This window comes from Arthrobacter sp. sptzw42 (assembly GCF_059089685.1).
Genome location: NZ_JBNHEX010000002.1, coordinates 88,079 through 106,810, shown reverse-complemented (window position 1 = coordinate 106,810; position 18,732 = coordinate 88,079). Strand labels below are relative to the sequence as shown.

Here is an 18,732-nt window from a genome sequence, read left to right as displayed (position 1 = left end):
CGCTCACCAGTCGCCTACAACCATCGCATTGAAGGATCCTTTCCTGAATCCACATCTCTAGCTGCAGTCTGCCTGCCGGCGCGGCCGCCACTAGGACGTCCTTCTCCTGCGGCGGCCGATGGCACCCAGGGCGTTGTTGCAGGGATCAGGCCAGCACCCACCATGGACCAATCACCTCAAGCTGTAACTCGCTTAGACCGGTATTTCAGCGCGACAGCCCCTGACCGTAACTCATAGCGGTCCACGAACTCGAGCTGGATTGGATCGCGCAGACCGGCGAGCAACGTCGGCCCACCTCCGGCAAGGACCGGTTGCACAAGGAACTTGTACTCGTCGATCAATCCAAGATCTGCCAACCCCAGAGGGAGCATCACACCACCCACCCACAGGCCCTCTCCTGACTCCTGCTTGAGCCGCTGAACCGCATGCCTCACGTCATTTCGCACCAACTCCGCATTCCAATCAACCCCGCTCAGCGTGCTCGACACGACGTACTTTTTCGCCCGGTCTATGGTCTCGGCGAACGGGATCTGCCACTCCTCCATCCAGTCAGGCCAGGTGCCGATGGCAGGCTTTCGCCACGCCGACTCCATCATTTCGTAGGTCACTCGGCCGAATAACAAGGCATCGGCTCGCTCCACCTCAGCAGTCCAGAAGCGCATCGACTCTTCGTCCGGGGGAAGTCCTGCCTCGTGATGACAGCAGCCGTCAAGCGTGACGTTGATCGAGTATCGAAGTGGTCTCATACCGCTGCTCTCCCTCTACGTGCGTCCAGTGTTTACCAGGCTGTACTTCCTGCCGGCGCCGTTTTTTATTGAAGCCCCGATCGCACCTACTCCAACACCGTCGTGGTTTGTGCCGGATTCCGGTTACGACCATGGGGCCGTTGCCGCGAGTAGGTTCAGCACGAAACGCACCATATCGAGTCGGCCCGCTATGAGGGACCGGACCTCAACTGTGTCCTCGTCCGTTAACCGGTCACTCACGACAGCAGTGAGACCGGAGAAAACGGCGATTGATACAGCCAGACCCCGGCGGACCTGGTTCCGCGGGACAGTGGTCCCCGCTTCGGCCAAGCCGTCGCAGTAAGCGCCGACACAAAGCGGTTCGAGGTGTTCCAACGCAGCCCCTGGCATTGTTCCCTCGTTGACCCGACCGGCGAGCAACTGTGCCAGGTCATACCCTGCACAGACCTGCCCGAACATCCCCCAGTCGACTACAGCAAATCTCGTAGAACCTGTGAGGGGGTCCTTCCCCTCGATCAAGAGGTTCTGCGGACACGCATCGCCGTGCGCCGGCAACACCGGCAAATTCATCATTTCCTCCACCAGTGAACCGGATTGATCCACGAAGGAGCGCAGCTCCGAGATAAGGGCAGTATCCGAATGGGCCGCTACAGCAGGATGAGCCCATAGCTGGTCGCCTTTGATGGCCGGTATCAACACGGCTTCCCCCACTCCAGCCAGGAAGTACTTCAACCGGTCCGGGCGCCTGATGTTTTCAATTACCTCGGTGCAATGCCTGACTGCGTCACTCCCCGCCAGGAAGCCAAGCATCTGGGCTGCGTCCATGAATTGCTTATCTGACCATTCGGCTTGAGCACTCCAGGCAACATCCTCCATCCAGACAGCTGCCCGATCCGTCCCCAGTTCCACGACGCCAAAGGTGTCGGGCAGGCGGCTGTTCAGCGGCATCGCTACGGACAACTCTGAGGCGTAAACCTCAGCCTCCGTCCGCCACGGATAATTCGCCACCAAGCCCGGCCGGAACTCCACCGGTACCCGATCAATACCGGACCACAACAATGGCGATTGCAGGAGCTTGACCACAACACTGAACTTCAGGGTCGATGAGGGAGAACCTGTTGGACGGGCCAAACCATAGACTTGCCACAATCCGCCGGTGGTCATGTTCAGAACAGGAGGACCAATGCTGGATACGCCAACAGAAAGAACTTCCACGCCGGGTTCGTTCAATGCCAAAGCAGCGACGCGGCTTAAAAACCCAGCGTCAGGGGCAGCTGGCCCCAAAGTCTCGAGCTCCGGCCACTGTTTAGGTTGCATGACTACGCTCCCAAGAGCCTCTCCCCCGGATGTAATTAGACATCAGGCAGCCCTGCCGGACAATAAGCACAGCGTTCTTAAACGCCCAGCACAAAGGGGTCTGAGCGGTCAGCGAGACTTACCTAAGCCTGTTCCTGTCCACGGCAGGGCGTCCTGGCCCCCGGCGGGTGTTGCCGGTGGGACACTGCGGAGAGTTCGCTTTGGTACCTTGCGCTTGTTCTTCTTATTGCCTGCCTTTGGCTGGGCGTGATTCACATAGTGCACGGTCGGACGAGGGACCACCGGCCTGGAGCTGTCGGCCGCGAAAACAGCGAACCGCTAGGGCGAACCTTCGTTGAGCAACCTCAGGCCAGCAGTTCGCTGTCTCAGTGACGTATCTTTGAAGCCCTGTCTGTGAATCGCAACGGTAAGTGGCACTACTTTCGCAACGTTGTGTGTCACTCCTCGCGCCATGAGCCGATCCCTCAGGGTGTAAATTCAGCCGAGAGGCCCCGGGACGCTGTTAGTCGTAAATGACAGCTTGGCCGCGGCGTTTCAGGTCGGCGAGGCCGTCGCGCATGGCCTGCAGCTGAGCGGGTGAGTGTCCAATCCAATCCTCCAGTTCACCGACGACCTCCACGGGCTCTCGGGTGCGGTAAGACCGGGTCGGATTACCGGGGAACCTCTTATCCGTCACGTTGGGGTCGTCTTCAAGGGTGCCCGTCGGTTTGACGATGTAGATACGTCCACGGCCTTCCCCTGCGGCCAGTTCAGCCCCCCACGCTGCGGCATCCAAGGTTGCCGTCACGTAGACGTGGTTCGATGTCCTTCCTTCTTCATAGTTCGAGCCGCGGCCGGGTATCAACAGGTCCCCCACGGCCAGATCCGCTTTCGTTCCATGAAACAGGGCACCCGACTCGTGGACTTCGAATGGTTTGGGCTCGTGCGTCATACATACCCCTACAAGTTGGATTCGAAATCCTAGACCCGGCCGACTCCTTGCACCAACAACGCTCGTGCGGTGACATAAACGCCTGTAAGCCGGTCCCCCAACGTGCGATCAGGCGGCGCTGGTGGGCAGCTCTTCGACGGCCCGATGCCCGCCCTGACACGTTTCGATGCTCCGGTCGGTGAGCAATGCCCGAATCTTTCCGTAGTCAAACACTCCCCGACCCCAGTCCACTTCTAGGGCGTGAAGGGCCTGGCGATTCCGGCGCTCGGCATCGCACTCAGGAACGGTAACTTCATTGGGCTCGTGCCCCAGCAGGAACAAGTCCGGCCGGGCCCCAGGTGCGTTAGCGATCATCTGTTCACTCATAGTAACTCCCCAATGCCGTTCCAATCCGGAAGCGTCAGCGCAGCCACCCGGGGCAAGAGTGTCGCAGCAACCGGACAGCCTGGTCAAGGGCTCGAGCCAACTATGTCGCAACTCAGAGGATCCTTTGGTGAAATACAAGACGACCGGGCAACACGTGATAGTTCGGCCCGTAGTCGGCTGGGTGATCGCATAGCGGGGCTGATCCAGACTTTGTCGTCGCCCAGGTCTGAAAAAAGACGCAGGAGCGGCGCTAGGTCAAGGGTTAGCAAAACCAACCCGACCGGTCGGTCTGTCCTAGTGGTATGGTCGCTTTTATGGGCAATAGGGAACACATTCTGCGAACCGTACGGCGTCTGGCGATCGAGACCGGGTCGGTTCCGTCCATGAATGCCATCGCTGAGCAAGCCGGGGTATCCAAGGGTGGGTTGATGCACCATTTCAGTTCTCGCGCTGCCCTGGTCGAGGCCATTGCGGTGCAGGCGATACAGGATATGGACCAAGCGCTGACCGCGGCCGCCGAACGCGGTGACGTGGTCGAAACGTGGCTCCGCCTGTCATTCTCCCGTGAAGAGGCCGCCCTCTACCGGGCGATGTCGATCCTGCTCACCGATCAGTCCTCGACGACCGACGCGCTTCTGCAGCAGGCGTCTGAGGCAACGCGGCGGTGGGAGCAACTCTTCGCCGCTGAAACAGGTGACCCGGCGGCAGCGTCAGTCATCCGCCTCCTGGGTGACGGGATAATTCTCAACAGCATCACCGACGACGGCGCTTCGCCCGGAATTGATGAAATCCTGACTTGGCTGCACGGCAGGTCTGCGAAGTGATTGGTGGTGCCCTTCTCGCCGGCATCGCCGGCCTGGCTCTGGCTGATTCGCTCAACCCCGCGACGATCGTCGTCATCACTTTGATCCTGCTCGCTGTCCCCCACCGGCCTGTCGGTTCTGCCTTGGCGTTCGTCTTGGGCGCGATGAGCACCGTCTTCGCGCTCGGCATGATCATTTTCCTCGGCGCCAATGCGGCCGCCGACGCCGTCAGCGAGGGCCTCACCTGGCTGCGCCGAGGCGTGTTCCTCATCGCAGCCGTCACTCTTACAGTCGCCGGCTTCCGCCGGTTCAGGGACCGGGAAAGAAAAAGCATCGACCTGCCGTCCTGGTTCGGGCTGTGGACCGCTTTCCCGCTCGGCGTTCTCACCACCGGAGCCGACCTGCCGAACGCGTTTCCGTACTTCATCGCCATCGAACGGATGATAGCCGCGGACGTCGATGCCCCCGTCGGCCTGTTCGTACTCGCCGGGTACGCCCTCGTGTACTGCATCCCATGCCTTATCCTGCTCGCCCTCGGCATGACACACCGCGACAAAGTCAGGACACTACTACGGAGAATCCTGGACCGGTTCTCCACCGGAACCGTCAAACGCTCCATCCCGGCAGCGACCGCCCTGTTCGTCCTCGCCGCCGCAGTCCTCACCATCGCCCTCTGGCAATGACTCCAACGCGAAAGAAATAACCCTAGCCATCTTCTCGCCCGTCCCATGGGCTTCATAGAATCCACTGCCTCGCTAACTGACCAGGCGCACGATGCGAAACTCCGCTGAATGAAGCTGCCTAGAGATGCGTGCGGGTTTTCGCCCTCAAAGATCCCCCGCCCTAATTTGAGCCCGACTTGAGGTCTGGCGGAAGGCGCCCAGTCCAAGGATGGCGAGGCGCTGGTGTTCATCGCTGACCTGCTTAGGACGGGTATGGTCCCTTCCGATCTCCGCGCCGCACTGTATAAGACTGCAGCACTCATTCCAGGCGTGACAATCACCGACGAGCAAGCCACCCTCGATGGAAGAAAGGGCATCGCCATCGGGCGTGTGGAGACAGCGTCCAATCGCCGTCGGGACATTATCATCGACCCCAGGACAGGTCTGCTGATCGGTGAACGTGAAGTACTGACGGAACCCTTGGGGTCTATTCCGGCAGGAACCGCTACGACCTGGACCGCGATCGAAACAACCATTTCGGATACCGCACCCTAACCGCTCCCATGGAAGAACCTCGTGGCGGATAAGTGCAGTGCCAAGAATTTCCCAAGTGGCGCAGGTCAAGCTGGCCTGACATCAGGGCCCCACGCAGAGACAACGTGATCAGGGCCGGCAGGCGGCGGAAGGGGCACGATGTCGCTCAGGACACGGGTAGTGGGATGCGTGGCGCTGTTGGCGGCCGGGATCCTGTCGCTGATGTGGGCCTACACCTACGGCGGCGGAGCTGACGCGGGATTGTTGGACAAGGCAGGACCGGCTGTGACCTGGGGCCTGGCGGCTGCAAAGTTGGTGTTCAATCTGGCCGGTGCCGGCACCATCGGGGCGCTGATGCTGGTGGTCTTCGCACTCCCCCGTGGTGGGCCCGCAGATGAACGGGCACATAGACTTGCTGGCTGCTCGGCGGTGGCGTGGGCGGGGGCGGGAGCGGCACACACTTACGCCAGCTTCCTGCTCCTGGCCAACAGGGCGCCGACGGTTGGATTGGATGAGGCCTTTCTGACGTATCTGACCAAGATAGACGCCGGCCGTGCCGGGGCCCTGAGCACGCTGCTGGCCGGCGCCGTGGCATTGCTGTGCTTCAGGCGTCGGGGCCCGCGTACTCTTGCCATCACCGTGGTTGCAGCGTTCGCCGCGCTGTTGCCGCTGGTCATGAAATCCCATGCCGCCGGCGGTACGGACCACGCCGACAGCACCACCGCACTGTTCGTTCATGCGGCCACGGCGGCAGTGTGGCTCGGTGGCCTGCTGGCCCTGGTGGCACTGCGGCCGGTGCTGCGGGACAGCCAGCTGGCCGTCACGGTCCGGCGGTACTCGACGTTGGCGTTGATCAGCTTCATCGCCCTCGCAGTCTCAGGCTTCCTGGGCGCTTTGACGAGAATTGGCACGCTCGAGGCCCTGCTGAGCCCCTATGGAATCATCATCCTGGCCAAGGGCGGAGTCTTCATTGTGCTCGGGCTGTTCGGGGCGCTGCACAGGCGCTGGTCGGTGAGCCGGATTGAAAAGAACCCGGCCAGTGGTGGCAGGCACTTTGCCGCTCTCGCAGCCGCCGAACTGGCAGTCATGGGAGTAGCTTCCGGTATGGCCGCGGCCCTTGCCCGGACCAAACCGCCGCAAGCAGCAGCGCCCAGAGACGTTACGGCCGCCGATGTAGCCGCTGGGGATCCCGTCGTCGTTCTTCCCGAGCCCGGCTTTTGGGAGTACCTGTCAGGATGGGCCCCTGACCCCTTATGGAGCCTGGTGTGTGGCTTCGCGGTCTTTGCGTACCTAGCCGGGGTGTGGCGGCTCCGGGCAGATGGCCGGCCCTGGCCAGTCCACCACACTGCGGCCTGGCTGACGGGAATAGCAGTGCTGTTCATAGTCACTAACGGAGGCGTACACCTCTACCAGGGCTACCTGTTCAACGCCCACGTATTGACTCAGATGATGCTCACCGCGGTCGTGCCGTTACTCCTCGTCCCGGCCTCGCCCCTGACCTTGGCCGCACTGGCAGTCAGGCCCAGGACGGACGGCAGTACCGGTGTCAAAGAGCTCCTCGAAGGATCCACACAACCTGTCCTCGCGGCACTGCGCCGGGACCCGTTCCTGGTCATTTCCCTTCTCGCTGTATCCCTTTTCGCCATCTACTACAGCCCCCTCCTCGAGTGGGCAGCGGTGGGCCAGATCGGCTACAGCACCATGACCCTGCTCGCTCTGCTAACCGGCTGCCTTGCCGTGGCTGCGCTCGCAGGGCTTCCTGACCCTGCCCGCAGCAACTCCGGCAGGCGGCTGCTTGTCCTCACGGGGTTGGCCGGTATCTACGCCTTCGGCGGGTGGAAACTCACCGAGCAGGCGCGAGCACTGGAACTGCCCTGGTTCACCTCCTTCGGCCACCCCTGGGGACTGTCAACGGCCGCTGCTCCTGAAACCGGCGGCATCATCATGTGGTCCATAGCAGCCGCATCGCTCGCCATTACCGCCGCGATGATCATCAGCCGCCGTGGCCCAGGTCAGCGCCACAGCGACCACACCACCCCCAACCGGAGCGCGGCGGTCTCCGACGCGGTGGCTGTCGCGGGCCAGCCAGGCTAGGACGCCGTGGGCTTAACTGCCCCCGGAACCATCCCCCTTTTGGGAGAATTAGCTGATGGAATTCAACCGGCTTTTGCAGATCCGGCGCATCTACGCGCAGCCTGCTGCCCTGGAACTTCCCAGGGGCAAGGAGATCGTGGCCCGCTGGCCGGACGCCGACGTCGTGCTTGTGGACAACCACTGGAACATCCCCGAGGTGCATGGCGATGAGACGAACGTTCCGCGCTGGTCACGGATCAAAACGGAATCACTGATTCTCGGGGTCAAGAAAGCCCTGACCGTGAAGCCAAACGGCCGGTCCGCGGACTTCATTGCGCCGTCAACCGCAAACGGCTGCGCGATGGCCTGCGCCTACTGCTACGTGCCCAGGCACAAGGGGTACAGCAACCCCGTAACGGTATTTGCAAACATCGACCAGATTGCCAGGACACTTGATCGGCACGTCACACGCCAGGGCATGAAGCTGGAGCCCAACCAGTGCGACCCGGAATTGTGGGTCTATGACATCGGTGAAAACAGCGACTGTTCCGTGGACGCGCTCATCAGCGACAATGTGGAGGATCTCGTCACGCTCTTCCGGGACTTGCCTACTGCCAAGCTGTCCTTCGCCACCAAGTACGTGAACCTTGCAATGCTGGACTGGGACCACGGCGGCCATACGCGGGTCCGCTTCTCGCTTATGCCGGCGGATCTGGCGAAGTCCATTGACGTTCGCACCTCACCGGTGGCAGAACGGATGGCTGCAATCAATGACTTCGTTGACGCCGGGTACGAGGTGCACGTGAACTTCTCCCCTGTCATCATCACTGACACCTGGCTCAGCGACTGGGAGGCGCTGCTCCGCGAACTCGATGCCACCCTTACGCCTGCCGCCAAGGCCCAGCTCGCGGCAGAAGTCATTTTCCTCACCCACAACGAACGGCTTCACGAGGTCAATCTTGGCTGGCACCCGCAGGCTGAGAACGTGCTGTGGCGCCCGGACCTGCAGGAGTCGAAGGTCTCGTCGAACGGCTTCAGCAACGTCCGCTACCGTTCCGGAACAAAGGGGCGGTACGTACGGCAACTGACCGCGCTCATTGAGGAATTCGCGCCCTACTGCCGCGTCCGCTACGCCTTCTGACCTGCTGGGAAGCTGGCCCTGCCAGGGGCCCTCCCAGCGCGCTAAACTTGCGACCATGATCGGTGCCCGTACCCGGCTTCTGGCGTGGCTCGTTGCCTTGGCGGCTTTCCTCGCCGGCTGCGTGCCCGCGACGGGCCTCGATACCGGCACCGACCGTCCAACTGAGGCAACCTCTGCCCCGCCGGCCGCGAGCGCCGTTACGGTTGCTCCCCAGGAGACACCCGCCCCCGCGCCGGTCTACACGCCTCCCCCTGCGCCCCAACCGTTCGCCCTCAACCTTTACCGGGAGGGTGACTTCGTGCCGCAGTACACGTTCGACTGGTGCGTTGCGGCGAGCATCCAGATCGCGCACAACCTCATCGATGACACCGGTGGCGGTACTTGGACGGATTCTGTCCAGCAGGGCGAACTGTGGGAAATGGCCCGGGCCCGGTCGTCCAATTCCTTCAACGGAGCCAACCCCCTGGGATGGGCGCAGACGCTAACCGAGGCCGGGATGGGGCCGTATTCGGTGGTGAGCATTGCCGACTACCACGACGCCCTCCGTACCGCAGCGCGGGCCATCGCCGAGACGGGCAGGCCGGTAGGGCTCGTGATGTGGAGCGGCCGCCACGCGTGGGTCATGAGCGGGTTCGAGTCGATTGGTGATCCAAGGCAGTTCCCCGAATTTTCCGTCACCGGCGTTCACGTCCAGGATCCCCTGTACCCTCACGGCAGCGGGCAGTGGGGGCCGTCGCCCGCGCCCAACAGCCTGCTCACTCCAGAGCAGCTGGCGACGCAGTTCGTGATCCGTGAGCCACGGCGGTGGAGCAGCGAGCTCCCCACCGGCTACCTGCTGGTTCTTCCGCTGGCCGGGAGCTGAAACCCCTACTACCCGCCCGTAGCGTAGCGCGGCGTCTTTGGCAGGATCATACTGGATACGCCGCTCAAGTCGGTGGACATTCATGCGTCCCAGCGGCCCATTCACCGGCAGTTCCCGGGGAGTTCTGCCGGCATCCTGGCGAAGGTGGGGAGGCTCCTTCCGACGCTTCGTATCCCTAATACAGACAATATCGGTCTCAGAGGGGCAGAAGATCAGCGATGAACCGCACCAAGACGGGGCTACTCTCCATGGCCACCGCTGCCGTGCTTGCCATGGGACTTGCTCCCGCTACTGCAGTTGCGCATGGAGGAAACGGGCACGGAGGCCCGGACCACAGCGACGACTGGCGGAACAATGACGACCAGCGCCGCCTGGTCAGGGTGCTGCGCCACGTTACTGACCACTACCGCTGGCTGGAGAACGCGGAGGCGGAGGGCTACAAGAAGATTACTGAATGCGTTGAGAAACCTGGCGTCGGAGCAATGGGCTTTCACTACGCGAAGCAGGAATTGATTGATGACAAGACCCAGGCCCGTAAGCCTGAGGTTCTTGTGTACATGCCGAACAAGTACGGGCGCTACAAGCTGGTAGCTGTTGAGTTCATATCGACGGCGGCACACCGGCCTTCAATCGCCGGAGTCACTTTCGAGGACGGGCCCTTCCCCGGCTCCTACGCCCTCCACGCATGGGTATGGAGGGACAATCCTAGCGGGATGTTCGCAGCCTACAACCCGGACCTGCGCTGCCCGAAGTAACGTCCTACAACCAGTTGAACCATCCGGTAGCTCAGCGCTGATTGGCGCCCTGCGATGAACCGCTCGACGCTCCTGGACCTTTGCGGCCAGGAGCGTCTTCTCGTGCCCGCCCTCCTCGCGGGTTGGCGCCGGACTCGCGGGTTGGCGCCGGAAATCATCTATTGACTTCCGATAGAAAACAACCGACAGTTGATAAATGCTTATCGCGCGGCAATTGGTCCTCCCGCTTAGGGTTCTGCTAGTAATGGTGTTTTTCGGGCTGCTGGTTGCCCAGGTCATGTCATTCCCCGGCGAATTTTTCTCCACAGAGGAGGGGCCCGGAGCCGACCCCTGGCGATGGCCCATGCTGCTGTTCTCGGAACTGGAAGCGCTGTGCCTGCAGGTGGTGATCGTGTGTGTCTGGCGGTTGCTGACCCTTGTCCAGCGCGGCAAAATCTTCACCACTGCTTCCCTGCGGTGGGTGGACGTGATCATGTGGGCGTTCGTCGTGGCCTGGCTGCTGCTGGCGGCAATGGCCGGTTCCCTCGTCGCATACATCTACTTCACCCCCGAACTGCGTGACCCTGGGACGCCTGCCGTGCTGATCGGCATCACGCTGATCGGTGCCGTGCTGGTTCTGCTGATCGTGGTGATGCGGGATCTGCTCCGGCAGGCGACGACACTTCAGGCTGACATGGAAGGGGTGATCTGATGGCGATAGTGGTACGCATCGACGTGGAACTGGCCAAGCGCAAGATGAGCGTAGGGGAGTTCGCGGAGCGGGTCGGAATCAGTCCCGCCAACGTCGCGGTACTGAAGAACGGCCGGGCCAAGGCCATCCGCTTCAGCACCCTTGACGCGATGTGCCGCGTCCTGGATTGCCGGGCGGGCGATCTGCTCGAGTGGGTCGACGACGGCCCTGGCGGCGACGGCACGGAGACGTCGTGAGGTGGCTGGTTGCCAAACCTGACAGTCCGGCCTTCGTGTTCCCGCGCCTTACGGCGCCTTCGGGGCGAGCTCGACGTCCTCACCGCGGAGATTGACACGGAAGCCATCACCCTGGACAGCGACGTCCCGGAGCACGAGACCATCGGGCAAGCCCTCGACATTGTGCTCAATCGTCACCAGCCCGCGCACGGCGGCAGCGGCAGCGTCCGAAAGGAAGCCCGGCCCCCCGAAGTCGATCGAGCGTGGCTCGACAACAACCTTGCCGGCCTCAACCCCGACCGTACCGGTGGCGTTCACCGCCAACTCGCGGCCCAGGGCTTCAACGGTGCGAATCACCACTACCTGGCCGCCGTCGCCGGCGCGGACCACCGTCCCACCACCCAGCTCGTTGGCGACCACATCGAACGGCACCGTAGCGTCTACGGTAAGCCGTTTAGCCACCAGTCCGCCCGGCCCCGTCACCACCTCCGACCCCACAGCCCGGACATCGGAAAGAGTAGAACCTGCTCCCACCACTGTTCCGGCATCCAGCACCACGTCCGCCAGCCACACATCCTCCCCGTTCAGGCCGGACGGAGGCCCTCCGCCAGGCGGGTGCTCCGGAGCAGCTGACGATGTCGGCACAGGCGCTGTGCCTTCCCCGCCGGCGGGGCCGCTTAGCGCCCACCACAGGACCACAACGGCGACGGCGGTGAGGAGGACCATCCCCGCGGCACCGATTAGCCAGTCCTTCACACGCGTCGATTCCATGAGGACAGTCTCTTCGAAACCTACGGTCCGTCAAATAATGCGCTGTTGCTGCTTTGCGGTACCACAACGTGCACGGCGTTGCGCTGGACACTGAAGTCGGCGGGCGTCCCCGTTGCGATTTCGCCGTCCAGGTTCACCGACAGCGGCGGGTCGGTGACCAGCCGGACACGCCGGCTGGTCAGGTGGTACACCCGGTCATGCTCAATAAAGCTTCCGTCCCTGAGCAACCGTGCGATCTTCACATGCTCCCGCAGCGGCGCTTTCAGGATTGCGTAGATGTCAAGAAGATGATCGTCGATCCCTGCCATTGGTGAGACTGTATTGCCACCGCCATAGTGCCGGCCGTTGCCGACAGCCACTTGAAGCAGGTCCTCAAGCTTCATCGACCCGTGGTCCCCATCCGGGAACTCAAGCCGGGCCTGGAACGGCACGTGCCGGGTATAGGCCCGCAAGGTGGCCACCCCGTACGCCAACGGGCCGATTTGCCGCTTCAGGCGGGGACTCAGAGCCTGGGTAACCCCCACCGACAGACCGGCTGAAGCGACATTGAGGAAGGGCTGGCCGTTCGCGCGGCCAAGATCGATGTCCACCACCTTGCCGTCCGCCACCGCAGCGCAGGCCCCTGCCAGGTCACTGGGGATCTCGAGTGTGCGGCCGAGGTCGTTGGCTGTGCCCAGCGGAAGAACGCCGAGTATGACATCGGTCCCGGCAACCCGGCCGGCAGCGCAGCTGACCGTCCCGTCACCACCGCCGACAACCACCAGGTCGTGCCCGTCGGCAAGCACCCGGTCAAGGGTCCCTGCCAGCTCCTCCCCCCGCTCCACGCGGTGCGCGGAAGTGACAGGTAAACCTGCATCGCGCAGCCTCTGTACTGCCAGTTCGTGTGCCGCCGCCCCCCGGCGTGATCCCGCATTTATCACCACAGCAACAGAGCGGACCTCTCGGACAGACTTCATGTGCAACATGCTAGATCGGGCAACCTGTGAAATGCCTGCGGACCGCGTTGCCGCCCTGCCATATACTCCGAGTATGCGAATCAAGCGCCTCCACGGAAGCAACAACGTCCAGCCGGCCTCGCCCAAGCAGCATGGGGGCGACCTGTGAGCGGGGGTCTTGTCGCCCTGCTCGACGACGTCGCAGCCCTCGCCCGCATCGCGGCAGCATCGGTGGATGACGTCGCTGCCGGGGCTGCAAAGGCGGGGGCCAAAGCCGCCGGCGTGGTGATCGACGACGCCGCTGTTACACCCCAGTACGTGTCCGGGGCGGACCCGTCCCGTGAGCTGCCCATGATCAAGAAGATTTTCTGGGGCTCGCTCCGGAACAAACTGCTGATTATCCTGCCGGCGTTGTTGCTGGTCAGCGCCTTCATTCCGTGGGCCATCCCGTTCATTCTGATGCTCGGCGGCACCTACCTTTGCTACGAGGGCGCCGAGAAGGTCTGGCACAAGCTCTTCGGCCACCACACGGCCGCCGAAGATGCGCCGGCAGTGGAGCGGGGCCCGGAGGCGGAAACCAAGGTCATTAAGGGCGCCATTACCACCGACTTCATTCTGTCCTGCGAGATCATGGTCATTGCGATGAACGAGGTGGCCGCTGAGAACCTGTGGGCCCGTGCGCTCATCCTGGTGGTCGTGGCGCTGGTGATCACGGTTGCTGTCTACGGTGCCGTGGCACTGATCGTCAAGATGGACGACATCGGACTGCACCTGGCCGCCAAGGACTCGGCAGGTACCCAGCGCGTCGGCGAGCTGCTCGTCAGGGGAATGCCCAAAGTGCTGGCCGCCATCACCTTTATCGGGACGATCGCCATGCTTTGGGTTGGTGGCCACATTATGCTGCAGGGCGCCCACGACCTCGGCTGGCATGCGCCGTACGATCTGGTCCACGTCCTCGAGAAACCTTTCGCCGGTATCGCCGTTGTGGGCTCCTTCCTGGCGTGGCTCGTGAACACCCTGTGCTCGGCCGTCATCGGACTCGTGTGGGGCCTCGTCATCATGGCCATTGTGGGCCCGCTGCTCAAAGTGCTGCCGTTCGGCAAGAAAAAGGGCGGTCACGAGGAAGGTGACGTCCGTGCCGCAGCCGCAGGCCATCCGCCGGCCAAACGTCACGGGGACTCCGCCTCTTAGCCGGGTGCCGCCTGCTTTTTGTTCTCAGCCTTCAGCGCCGGAACCAGGCTTTGGTAGGGCACCTACAAAATACCGGGCGTTCAGCGCCAGTAACGTCGGCAGTACAGCAGATTGCCTTTGTACAACACCGACAGGACCGCCATGACGAACACCCACACCACAGCCGAAAACCGCCTGAGCCCCGGGCGCAGCCGCTGGAATGCTACTGATCTCGGTTTAATCGCCGTCTTCGCCGCCCTCGTTGCCGGCGCGGCCCTGGTCCCCGGGCTGGCAGTGAACGGCTTCGGGGTCCCCATCACCTTCCAGACCCTCGCCGTGATGCTCACCGGCCTGGTGCTGGGCCCTGGAAGGGGACTCGCCGCCGTCGGGCTCTACGTCCTCCTCGGCCTCGCAGGCCTGCCGATTTTCAGCCAGGGCCGCAGCGGCCTGGGCATCCTCGCGGGCCCCTCAGCCGGCTACATCATCGCCTTCCCCATCGCCGCAGGCGTCGTCGGGTGGCTGGCCACCGTGGTGATCCGCCGCACAACCAAAGCGCGCGCTTTGTGGCTGTTCCTGGCCGCAACCGTCACCAGTGTGGTGTTCGTGCACTCACTGGGCGTCGCCGGCATCGTCCTGAACACCAAAGCCACCCTCGAACAGGCGTTCCTCAGCGACGTCGTCTTCTACCCGGGTGATGTGGTCAAGAACATCCTGGCTGCAGTCATCGCTGTCGCCCTGCACCGCGCCTTCCCGGACATCCTGGTGCGCCGTGTACGACGGAACGCCTACCGGCCCGTGAAGGCCTAGGACCTCCCGCCATGCCCGTCGTCACCTTCGACCACGTTACGGTCGCAGTAGAAACGGACCACAGCCCGGAGCCGAAGGTCCTCCTCGACGCTGTGAACCTTGAATTTCATGAACGCCGCGTCGGCGTTATCGGCGCCAACGGCTCCGGTAAGTCCACCCTGCTGCGCCTGGTCAACGGCCTCGTGCAGCCCACCGCGGGCAGTGTGACGGTCGACGGCGACGATACAGTCAGTGCCGTCCGGAAAGTCCGCCGGAACGTCGGCTTCGTTTTCACCGATCCGCTGTCCCAACTGGTGATGCCCACGGGCCGGGAGGACGTGGAACTGTCACTCCGCCGCTCCATCAGGAACGGCACCGAGCGGCGCGCCGCGGCCGAAGCCGCACTGGACCGGCTGGGGCTGCTGCCGCTGGCCGACCAGAGTATCTACGAACTGTCCGGCGGTGAGCGGCAGCTTATGGCGCTCGCCGCCGTGCTCGCAGTGGACCCCGCAGTTCTGGTGCTGGACGAGCCGTCCACCCTCCTGGACCTGCGCAACCGCGAACTCCTCCGCAGGACCGTTTCCGGGCTGGACCAGCAGATCATCATGTCCACCCACGACCTTGACCTTGCCCTGGAAATGGACCGGGTGCTGGTCATTGAAAAAGGCGAAGTTGCCTACGACGGCGGCCCGGCTGAGGCTGTTGCCGCGTACCGCGACCTGTGCCTGGGCAGCTTGCACGCTTCAGGGCCGGGCGCCCCATGAGGGGCCACGGCTTCCTCCTGGCCAACTACGTACCCGGAAACTCCCCCATCCATCGGTCACCCCTGGCGCTGAAGTTCCTCCTCGTCTTCGGTTGCGGCCTGGCCTCCTTTCTCATCCAGGACTGGGTCATTTCCGCCGCAGTGCTCGCAGGCCTCGTCTGCCTCTTCCTGCTAAGCGGCGCCGGCGTGAAACGGCTCTGGTCCGCCCTGCGCCCGCTTGCCGCCGTCCTGCTGGTCATCGGACTCTTCCAGTGGTGGCAGCTGGGGGCACCCACCGCCGCCCGGATCGTACTGAACATCCTCGTCTGCGTGGTGGCGGCATCTCTGCTCACCGCCACCACCCCGGTGCAGCGGCTCCTGGACGGAGTAGTCAAAGCGGCGGGCCCGTTCAGGAGGTTCGGCGCTGACCCGGAGCGGTTCGCCCTAACCATCGGCATCATGCTCCGGAGCATCCCCTACATAGCGGGCACGTTCGCCGACGTCCGGGACTCCGCGAGGGCCCGGGGCCTGGAGCGGAATCCGCGCGCACTGATCCTGCCAGTGTTCATCACCTCCGTGGCCTTCGCCCGGCAAACAGGCGAGGCACTCGCCGCCCGCGGCTTGGGTGAGGCCGAGGACTGACGTTCCGGGTCCTAAAGCTGCTCGTACTGGAGCAAAGCGGCGGTCCCCATTCCCCCGGCGATGCTGATCATGGCCAACGCCAGGCTTCCCGGCGTTCCGGTCCTCCGCGCCTGGGCCAGCAGCCGGGTCACCAGCACGGCCCCCGAGGCGCCGTACGCGTGGCCAAGAGCCAGCGCCCCGCCGTCGAGGTTCACCTGCTCCGGGTTGATGCCCAGCTCGTCAAGGCAGGCAAGGGTCTGCGACGCAAACGCCTCGTTGAATTCCACCAGGTCGAGTTCGCCGGCTGCCACGCCCGCGGAACGCAGCACGTTCCGGGCTGCGGCAGCAGCACCAATGCCCAACACCTCGGGGGCCACCCCCGCCGTACCGGTGCCCAGCACCAGCAAACCGTCCTGCGCCCCAAGGTCGCGGGCCCGCTGCACGGAAGTGATGACGACGGCGGAGGCTGCGTCCGCGTCGAAGCAGGAGTTTCCGGCGGTGACAGTTCCCCCGTCCACGAAGGCAGCGGGGAACCGTGCCATGACGGCGGCAGTCAGGCCCGGCCGCGGCCCGTCGTCCGCATCGACTGTCCCGGCACCGGTCACCAAGGGGACCAGTTCGCCGTCGAAACGCCCTTCCTCTGCGGCGGCAAGAGCCAGTCGGTGGCTGCGGAGGGCAAAAGCGTCCTGCCGGTGCCTGCCCACAGCGAAGTTCCGCGCCACGGTTTCAGCGGCCACTCCCATGTCCGGGTCGCCGAACCTGCCGGGCACAAACTGTGCGCGGGCGTAAAACTCCAGTCCGCCGTCGTCGTCCCGGTGCGCACGGAGGGGCGCGGTGCTGGTGCTTTCCACTCCCCCGGCCAGGTACAGGGGATTACCGCCGGCGGCAACCAGTCCGGAAGCGAGGACGATTGCGTCCAGGCCCGAACCGCACTGGCGGTCAACGGTGAGGCCGGGAACGCTGACCGGAAGCCCGGCTTCCAGCAGTGCAAGCCGGGCGACGTTTCCGCCCCCGCCCACGGCATTGCCGATCACCACATCGGTAACAGCCGCCGGCTCCATTCCCGGGCCCGCAGCGAGGTCCCGGAGCACGGGTGCCAGAACCTCGTGGGCGCGGAGCTTCCGCAATAAGCCGTTGGTCCGGCAGACGGGAGTGCGGCGTGCCGCGATGATGACGGGCTGGCGGTTCGGCGGAAGGAGCTCAGGCGCCAAGGTTCCGGATCCTCTGGTCTCCAGAGGTGATCCAGTCCAGCAGCACGTTGCGGCTGACTTTGCCGCGGTCCGTCGTGGGCAGTTCCGTGATGGCGAAGTACTGGAGCGGCCACTTGTCCCGCGCCAGGATGTTTTCCAGTCCTGATTTCAACTGGGTTGCGGTGACTGCCCCGGCGGACGGGACCACACCTGCCACTACCCTCTGGCCCCGGAGGTCGTCCGGCATGCCGGCAGCGACGGCAGCGGCGACACCGGGCACGGCAGCCAGGGCCAATTCCACCTCGTGCGGATAGACGTTCTTGCCGGCAGTAAGGATCATGTCCGCGCGGCGTCCCAGGATGTGAAGCTCTCCCGCCTCGAGGTAGCCCTGGTCCCCCACGGTGAACCAGCCGCCAAAGGACCTCAGGGCCTGGCCGTCGTCACCCCATAGGTAGCCCTTGCTGACCATCGCGCTGCGCACGCAAATATTGCCGGCGGCCCCGTCAGGAAGCCCTTCTCCCGAATCGTCCAGGATCCGCACGTCCACGCCGGGGAAAGCCCGGCCGATGCCTGTTCCGCCCGGCGCTGCAGGTTCACCGGGGGCCACGCCCGCCCCGGAAACAAAGCTCAGTTCCGAGGCGCCGTAGTACTCGTAGATAGTGGCGTTCGGGGCCCAGCGCCGGGCAGCTTCGAGGGTGCGGGCGTCCAGCTTCGACCCGGCGCAAATGATGGTGCGCACCCCGGAGGCGTCCACACACCCCGTCATGCCGCGCTCGCTCAGCATCCGCAGCATGGTGGGCACCAGCACCAGGCGGGTGACGCGGTCATGCGTGATGGCCGCGTGCACACTGCCGACATCGAATGTTTCCAGGGTCTGGAATTCCGAACCCGCGTAGAGGCATTCGGCCAGCGCGTAAAGGTTCAGGCTTGCTGCCAGCGGCCCCGGCGCAAGCGTCACGTCGTCCTGGCGGAGCCCGAAGAACTCGATGGAGGCGTCAAAGGATTGTTGCCAGGACCGCCGGGACCTGGAGAAGGCCTTGGGGACCGAGGTGGTACCGGAGGTCAGTCCAATGAGGAAGGTGGCCTCCGGCGGACCGTCGGCCAGGTCATCATCCGGCGACACCGGCGCGGGGTGGGCAGTTGCCTCCACGCGCCGGAGAATGTCCTCCCGCAGCGGTGCAGGCCAGGCGGGATCAAGGACCGCGCACTGACGCCCGCCTGCTACAGCGGCTGAAAATCCCACGGCGAAGTCCGCCGAGTTTGCCTCACACAGGGAAATGACGGCTTTGGTTTCCGGGACCAGGGCAGCAGCAGAGTTCCGGAGCTGGGCCCAGGTGAGGCGGCGACCGGCGACCACGACAGCGGTGTCGTGCGGCCGTTCTTCCGCCCAGCGCTGGATTCTGTTGAGGAAAGGCATCAAA

At 64.0% G+C, this 18,732-nt stretch carries 21 protein-coding genes; 13 read left to right on the top strand and 8 right to left on the bottom strand.

Annotation, left to right across the window (positions count from 1 at the left end; all coding sequences use genetic code 11):
- Positions 1-176: 176 nt before the first annotated feature.
- The 4 genes from AC5RT4_RS02550 to AC5RT4_RS02535 all read right to left on the bottom strand — a co-directional run bounded on the left by AC5RT4_RS02550 (position 177) and on the right by AC5RT4_RS02535 (position 3,360).
- A complete protein-coding gene (locus tag AC5RT4_RS02550) occupies positions 177-746 on the bottom strand; it encodes a dihydrofolate reductase family protein (protein ID WP_494104776.1) in 570 nt (189 codons plus the stop codon).
- Positions 747-869: 123 nt separating this feature from the next.
- Positions 870-1,982 carry a phosphotransferase gene (locus tag AC5RT4_RS02545; RefSeq protein ID WP_494104775.1) on the bottom strand — a complete coding sequence of 371 codons (1,113 nt, stop codon included), beginning with the start codon at positions 1,980-1,982 and terminating at the stop codon, positions 870-872.
- 583 nt (positions 1,983-2,565) lie between these two features.
- Positions 2,566-2,994, bottom strand: a complete 429-nt coding sequence (gene arr / locus AC5RT4_RS02540) for an NAD(+)--rifampin ADP-ribosyltransferase (protein WP_494039649.1) — start codon at positions 2,992-2,994, stop codon at positions 2,566-2,568.
- 108 nt (positions 2,995-3,102) lie between these two features.
- Positions 3,103-3,360: a hypothetical protein gene (locus AC5RT4_RS02535; protein WP_494039648.1), complete on the bottom strand. Its 258-nt coding sequence runs from the start codon at positions 3,358-3,360 to the stop codon at positions 3,103-3,105.
- A gap of 302 nt (positions 3,361-3,662) precedes the next feature.
- Between AC5RT4_RS02535 and AC5RT4_RS02530 the strand changes: the two genes are divergently transcribed.
- The 9 genes from AC5RT4_RS02530 to AC5RT4_RS02490 all read left to right on the top strand — a co-directional run bounded on the left by AC5RT4_RS02530 (position 3,663) and on the right by AC5RT4_RS02490 (position 11,117).
- Entirely contained in the window at positions 3,663-4,184 is a 522-nt protein-coding gene (locus AC5RT4_RS02530; RefSeq protein ID WP_494104774.1) for a TetR/AcrR family transcriptional regulator, read from the top strand.
- A complete protein-coding gene (locus tag AC5RT4_RS02525; protein WP_494039646.1) occupies positions 4,157-4,846 on the top strand; it encodes a GAP family protein in 690 nt (229 codons plus the stop codon). Before AC5RT4_RS02530 ends, AC5RT4_RS02525 begins: the two co-directional genes overlap by 28 nt.
- A gap of 252 nt (positions 4,847-5,098) precedes the next feature.
- Positions 5,099-5,380 carry a hypothetical protein gene (locus tag AC5RT4_RS02520; protein ID WP_494104773.1) on the top strand — a complete coding sequence of 94 codons (282 nt, stop codon included), beginning with the start codon at positions 5,099-5,101 and terminating at the stop codon, positions 5,378-5,380.
- 138 nt (positions 5,381-5,518) lie between these two features.
- On the top strand, positions 5,519-7,453 hold the full coding sequence (locus AC5RT4_RS02515; protein WP_494104772.1) for a bifunctional copper resistance protein CopD/cytochrome c oxidase assembly protein: 1,935 nt from the start codon (positions 5,519-5,521) through the stop codon (positions 7,451-7,453).
- Positions 7,454-7,508: 55 nt separating this feature from the next.
- Positions 7,509-8,573 (top strand): spore photoproduct lyase family protein, encoded by a 1,065-nt coding sequence (locus AC5RT4_RS02510; RefSeq protein WP_494104771.1) that lies wholly within the window; start codon positions 7,509-7,511, stop codon positions 8,571-8,573.
- Between the two features lie 55 nt (positions 8,574-8,628).
- The gene (locus AC5RT4_RS02505) at positions 8,629-9,435 is read left to right on the top strand and encodes a hypothetical protein (RefSeq protein ID WP_494104770.1); all 807 of its coding nucleotides are present in this window, start codon (positions 8,629-8,631) and stop codon (positions 9,433-9,435) included.
- 218 nt (positions 9,436-9,653) lie between these two features.
- The gene (locus AC5RT4_RS02500; RefSeq protein ID WP_494104769.1) at positions 9,654-10,190 is read left to right on the top strand and encodes a hypothetical protein; all 537 of its coding nucleotides are present in this window, start codon (positions 9,654-9,656) and stop codon (positions 10,188-10,190) included.
- 244 nt (positions 10,191-10,434) lie between these two features.
- A complete protein-coding gene (locus AC5RT4_RS02495) occupies positions 10,435-10,881 on the top strand; it encodes a DUF2975 domain-containing protein (RefSeq protein WP_494039640.1) in 447 nt (148 codons plus the stop codon).
- Positions 10,881-11,117, top strand: coding sequence for a helix-turn-helix domain-containing protein (locus tag AC5RT4_RS02490; RefSeq protein WP_494039639.1), 237 nt, complete (start codon positions 10,881-10,883; stop codon positions 11,115-11,117). Before AC5RT4_RS02495 ends, AC5RT4_RS02490 begins: the two co-directional genes overlap by 1 nt.
- Before the next feature lie 48 nt (positions 11,118-11,165).
- On the opposite strand, the gene AC5RT4_RS02485 is transcribed toward AC5RT4_RS02490, so the two are convergent.
- Together AC5RT4_RS02485 and AC5RT4_RS02480 are read right to left on the bottom strand one after the other, a co-directional pair.
- Positions 11,166-11,867 carry an LmeA family phospholipid-binding protein gene (locus AC5RT4_RS02485; protein WP_494039638.1) on the bottom strand — a complete coding sequence of 234 codons (702 nt, stop codon included), beginning with the start codon at positions 11,865-11,867 and terminating at the stop codon, positions 11,166-11,168.
- A 20-nt stretch (positions 11,868-11,887) separates the two neighbouring features.
- Positions 11,888-12,823 (bottom strand): lipid kinase, encoded by a 936-nt coding sequence (locus AC5RT4_RS02480; RefSeq protein WP_494039637.1) that lies wholly within the window; start codon positions 12,821-12,823, stop codon positions 11,888-11,890.
- 144 nt (positions 12,824-12,967) lie between these two features.
- On the opposite strand from AC5RT4_RS02480, the gene AC5RT4_RS02475 reads away from it, so the two are divergent.
- The 4 genes from AC5RT4_RS02475 to AC5RT4_RS02460 all read left to right on the top strand — a co-directional run bounded on the left by AC5RT4_RS02475 (position 12,968) and on the right by AC5RT4_RS02460 (position 16,142).
- Positions 12,968-13,993: a DUF808 domain-containing protein gene (locus AC5RT4_RS02475; RefSeq protein WP_494039636.1), complete on the top strand. Its 1,026-nt coding sequence runs from the start codon at positions 12,968-12,970 to the stop codon at positions 13,991-13,993.
- A gap of 141 nt (positions 13,994-14,134) precedes the next feature.
- Positions 14,135-14,779 (top strand): biotin transporter BioY, encoded by a 645-nt coding sequence (locus AC5RT4_RS02470; RefSeq protein ID WP_494039635.1) that lies wholly within the window; start codon positions 14,135-14,137, stop codon positions 14,777-14,779.
- Positions 14,780-14,790: 11 nt separating this feature from the next.
- Positions 14,791-15,522: an energy-coupling factor ABC transporter ATP-binding protein gene (locus AC5RT4_RS02465; protein WP_494039634.1), complete on the top strand. Its 732-nt coding sequence runs from the start codon at positions 14,791-14,793 to the stop codon at positions 15,520-15,522.
- Positions 15,519-16,142 (top strand): energy-coupling factor transporter transmembrane component T family protein, encoded by a 624-nt coding sequence (locus tag AC5RT4_RS02460; RefSeq protein WP_494039633.1) that lies wholly within the window; start codon positions 15,519-15,521, stop codon positions 16,140-16,142. The genes AC5RT4_RS02465 and AC5RT4_RS02460 overlap by 4 nt, the downstream gene beginning before the upstream one ends.
- An 11-nt stretch (positions 16,143-16,153) precedes the next feature.
- Here AC5RT4_RS02460 and AC5RT4_RS02455 read toward each other — a convergent pair whose 3' ends face one another.
- Together AC5RT4_RS02455 and AC5RT4_RS02450 are read right to left on the bottom strand one after the other, a co-directional pair.
- Positions 16,154-17,332, bottom strand: coding sequence for a thiolase family protein (locus AC5RT4_RS02455; protein ID WP_494039632.1), 1,179 nt, complete (start codon positions 17,330-17,332; stop codon positions 16,154-16,156).
- Positions 17,322-18,728 carry a class I adenylate-forming enzyme family protein gene (locus tag AC5RT4_RS02450; RefSeq protein WP_494104768.1) on the bottom strand — a complete coding sequence of 469 codons (1,407 nt, stop codon included), beginning with the start codon at positions 18,726-18,728 and terminating at the stop codon, positions 17,322-17,324. Before AC5RT4_RS02450 ends, AC5RT4_RS02455 begins: the two co-directional genes overlap by 11 nt.
- Positions 18,729-18,732 lie beyond the last annotated feature (4 nt).

Coding starts and splice junctions, on each gene's coding strand:
- AC5RT4_RS02550 (WP_494104776.1), bottom strand. CDS start 746: ATGAGACCACTTCGATACTCGATCAACGTCACGCTTGACGGCTGCTGT.
- arr (WP_494039649.1), bottom strand. CDS start 2,994: ATGACGCACGAGCCCAAACCATTCGAAGTCCACGAGTCGGGTGCCCTG.
- AC5RT4_RS02535 (WP_494039648.1), bottom strand. CDS start 3,360: ATGAGTGAACAGATGATCGCTAACGCACCTGGGGCCCGGCCGGACTTG.
- AC5RT4_RS02530 (WP_494104774.1), top strand. CDS start 3,663: ATGGTCGCTTTTATGGGCAATAGGGAACACATTCTGCGAACCGTACGG.
- AC5RT4_RS02520 (WP_494104773.1), top strand. CDS start 5,099: ATGGTCCCTTCCGATCTCCGCGCCGCACTGTATAAGACTGCAGCACTC.
- AC5RT4_RS02515 (WP_494104772.1), top strand. CDS start 5,519: ATGTCGCTCAGGACACGGGTAGTGGGATGCGTGGCGCTGTTGGCGGCC.
- AC5RT4_RS02510 (WP_494104771.1), top strand. CDS start 7,509: ATGGAATTCAACCGGCTTTTGCAGATCCGGCGCATCTACGCGCAGCCT.
- AC5RT4_RS02505 (WP_494104770.1), top strand. CDS start 8,629: ATGATCGGTGCCCGTACCCGGCTTCTGGCGTGGCTCGTTGCCTTGGCG.
- AC5RT4_RS02500 (WP_494104769.1), top strand. CDS start 9,654: ATGAACCGCACCAAGACGGGGCTACTCTCCATGGCCACCGCTGCCGTG.
- AC5RT4_RS02495 (WP_494039640.1), top strand. CDS start 10,435: ATGGTGTTTTTCGGGCTGCTGGTTGCCCAGGTCATGTCATTCCCCGGC.
- AC5RT4_RS02490 (WP_494039639.1), top strand. CDS start 10,881: ATGGCGATAGTGGTACGCATCGACGTGGAACTGGCCAAGCGCAAGATG.
- AC5RT4_RS02485 (WP_494039638.1), bottom strand. CDS start 11,867: ATGGAATCGACGCGTGTGAAGGACTGGCTAATCGGTGCCGCGGGGATG.
- AC5RT4_RS02480 (WP_494039637.1), bottom strand. CDS start 12,823: ATGAAGTCTGTCCGAGAGGTCCGCTCTGTTGCTGTGGTGATAAATGCG.
- AC5RT4_RS02470 (WP_494039635.1), top strand. CDS start 14,135: ATGACGAACACCCACACCACAGCCGAAAACCGCCTGAGCCCCGGGCGC.
- AC5RT4_RS02465 (WP_494039634.1), top strand. CDS start 14,791: ATGCCCGTCGTCACCTTCGACCACGTTACGGTCGCAGTAGAAACGGAC.
- AC5RT4_RS02460 (WP_494039633.1), top strand. CDS start 15,519: ATGAGGGGCCACGGCTTCCTCCTGGCCAACTACGTACCCGGAAACTCC.
- AC5RT4_RS02450 (WP_494104768.1), bottom strand. CDS start 18,728: ATGCCTTTCCTCAACAGAATCCAGCGCTGGGCGGAAGAACGGCCGCAC.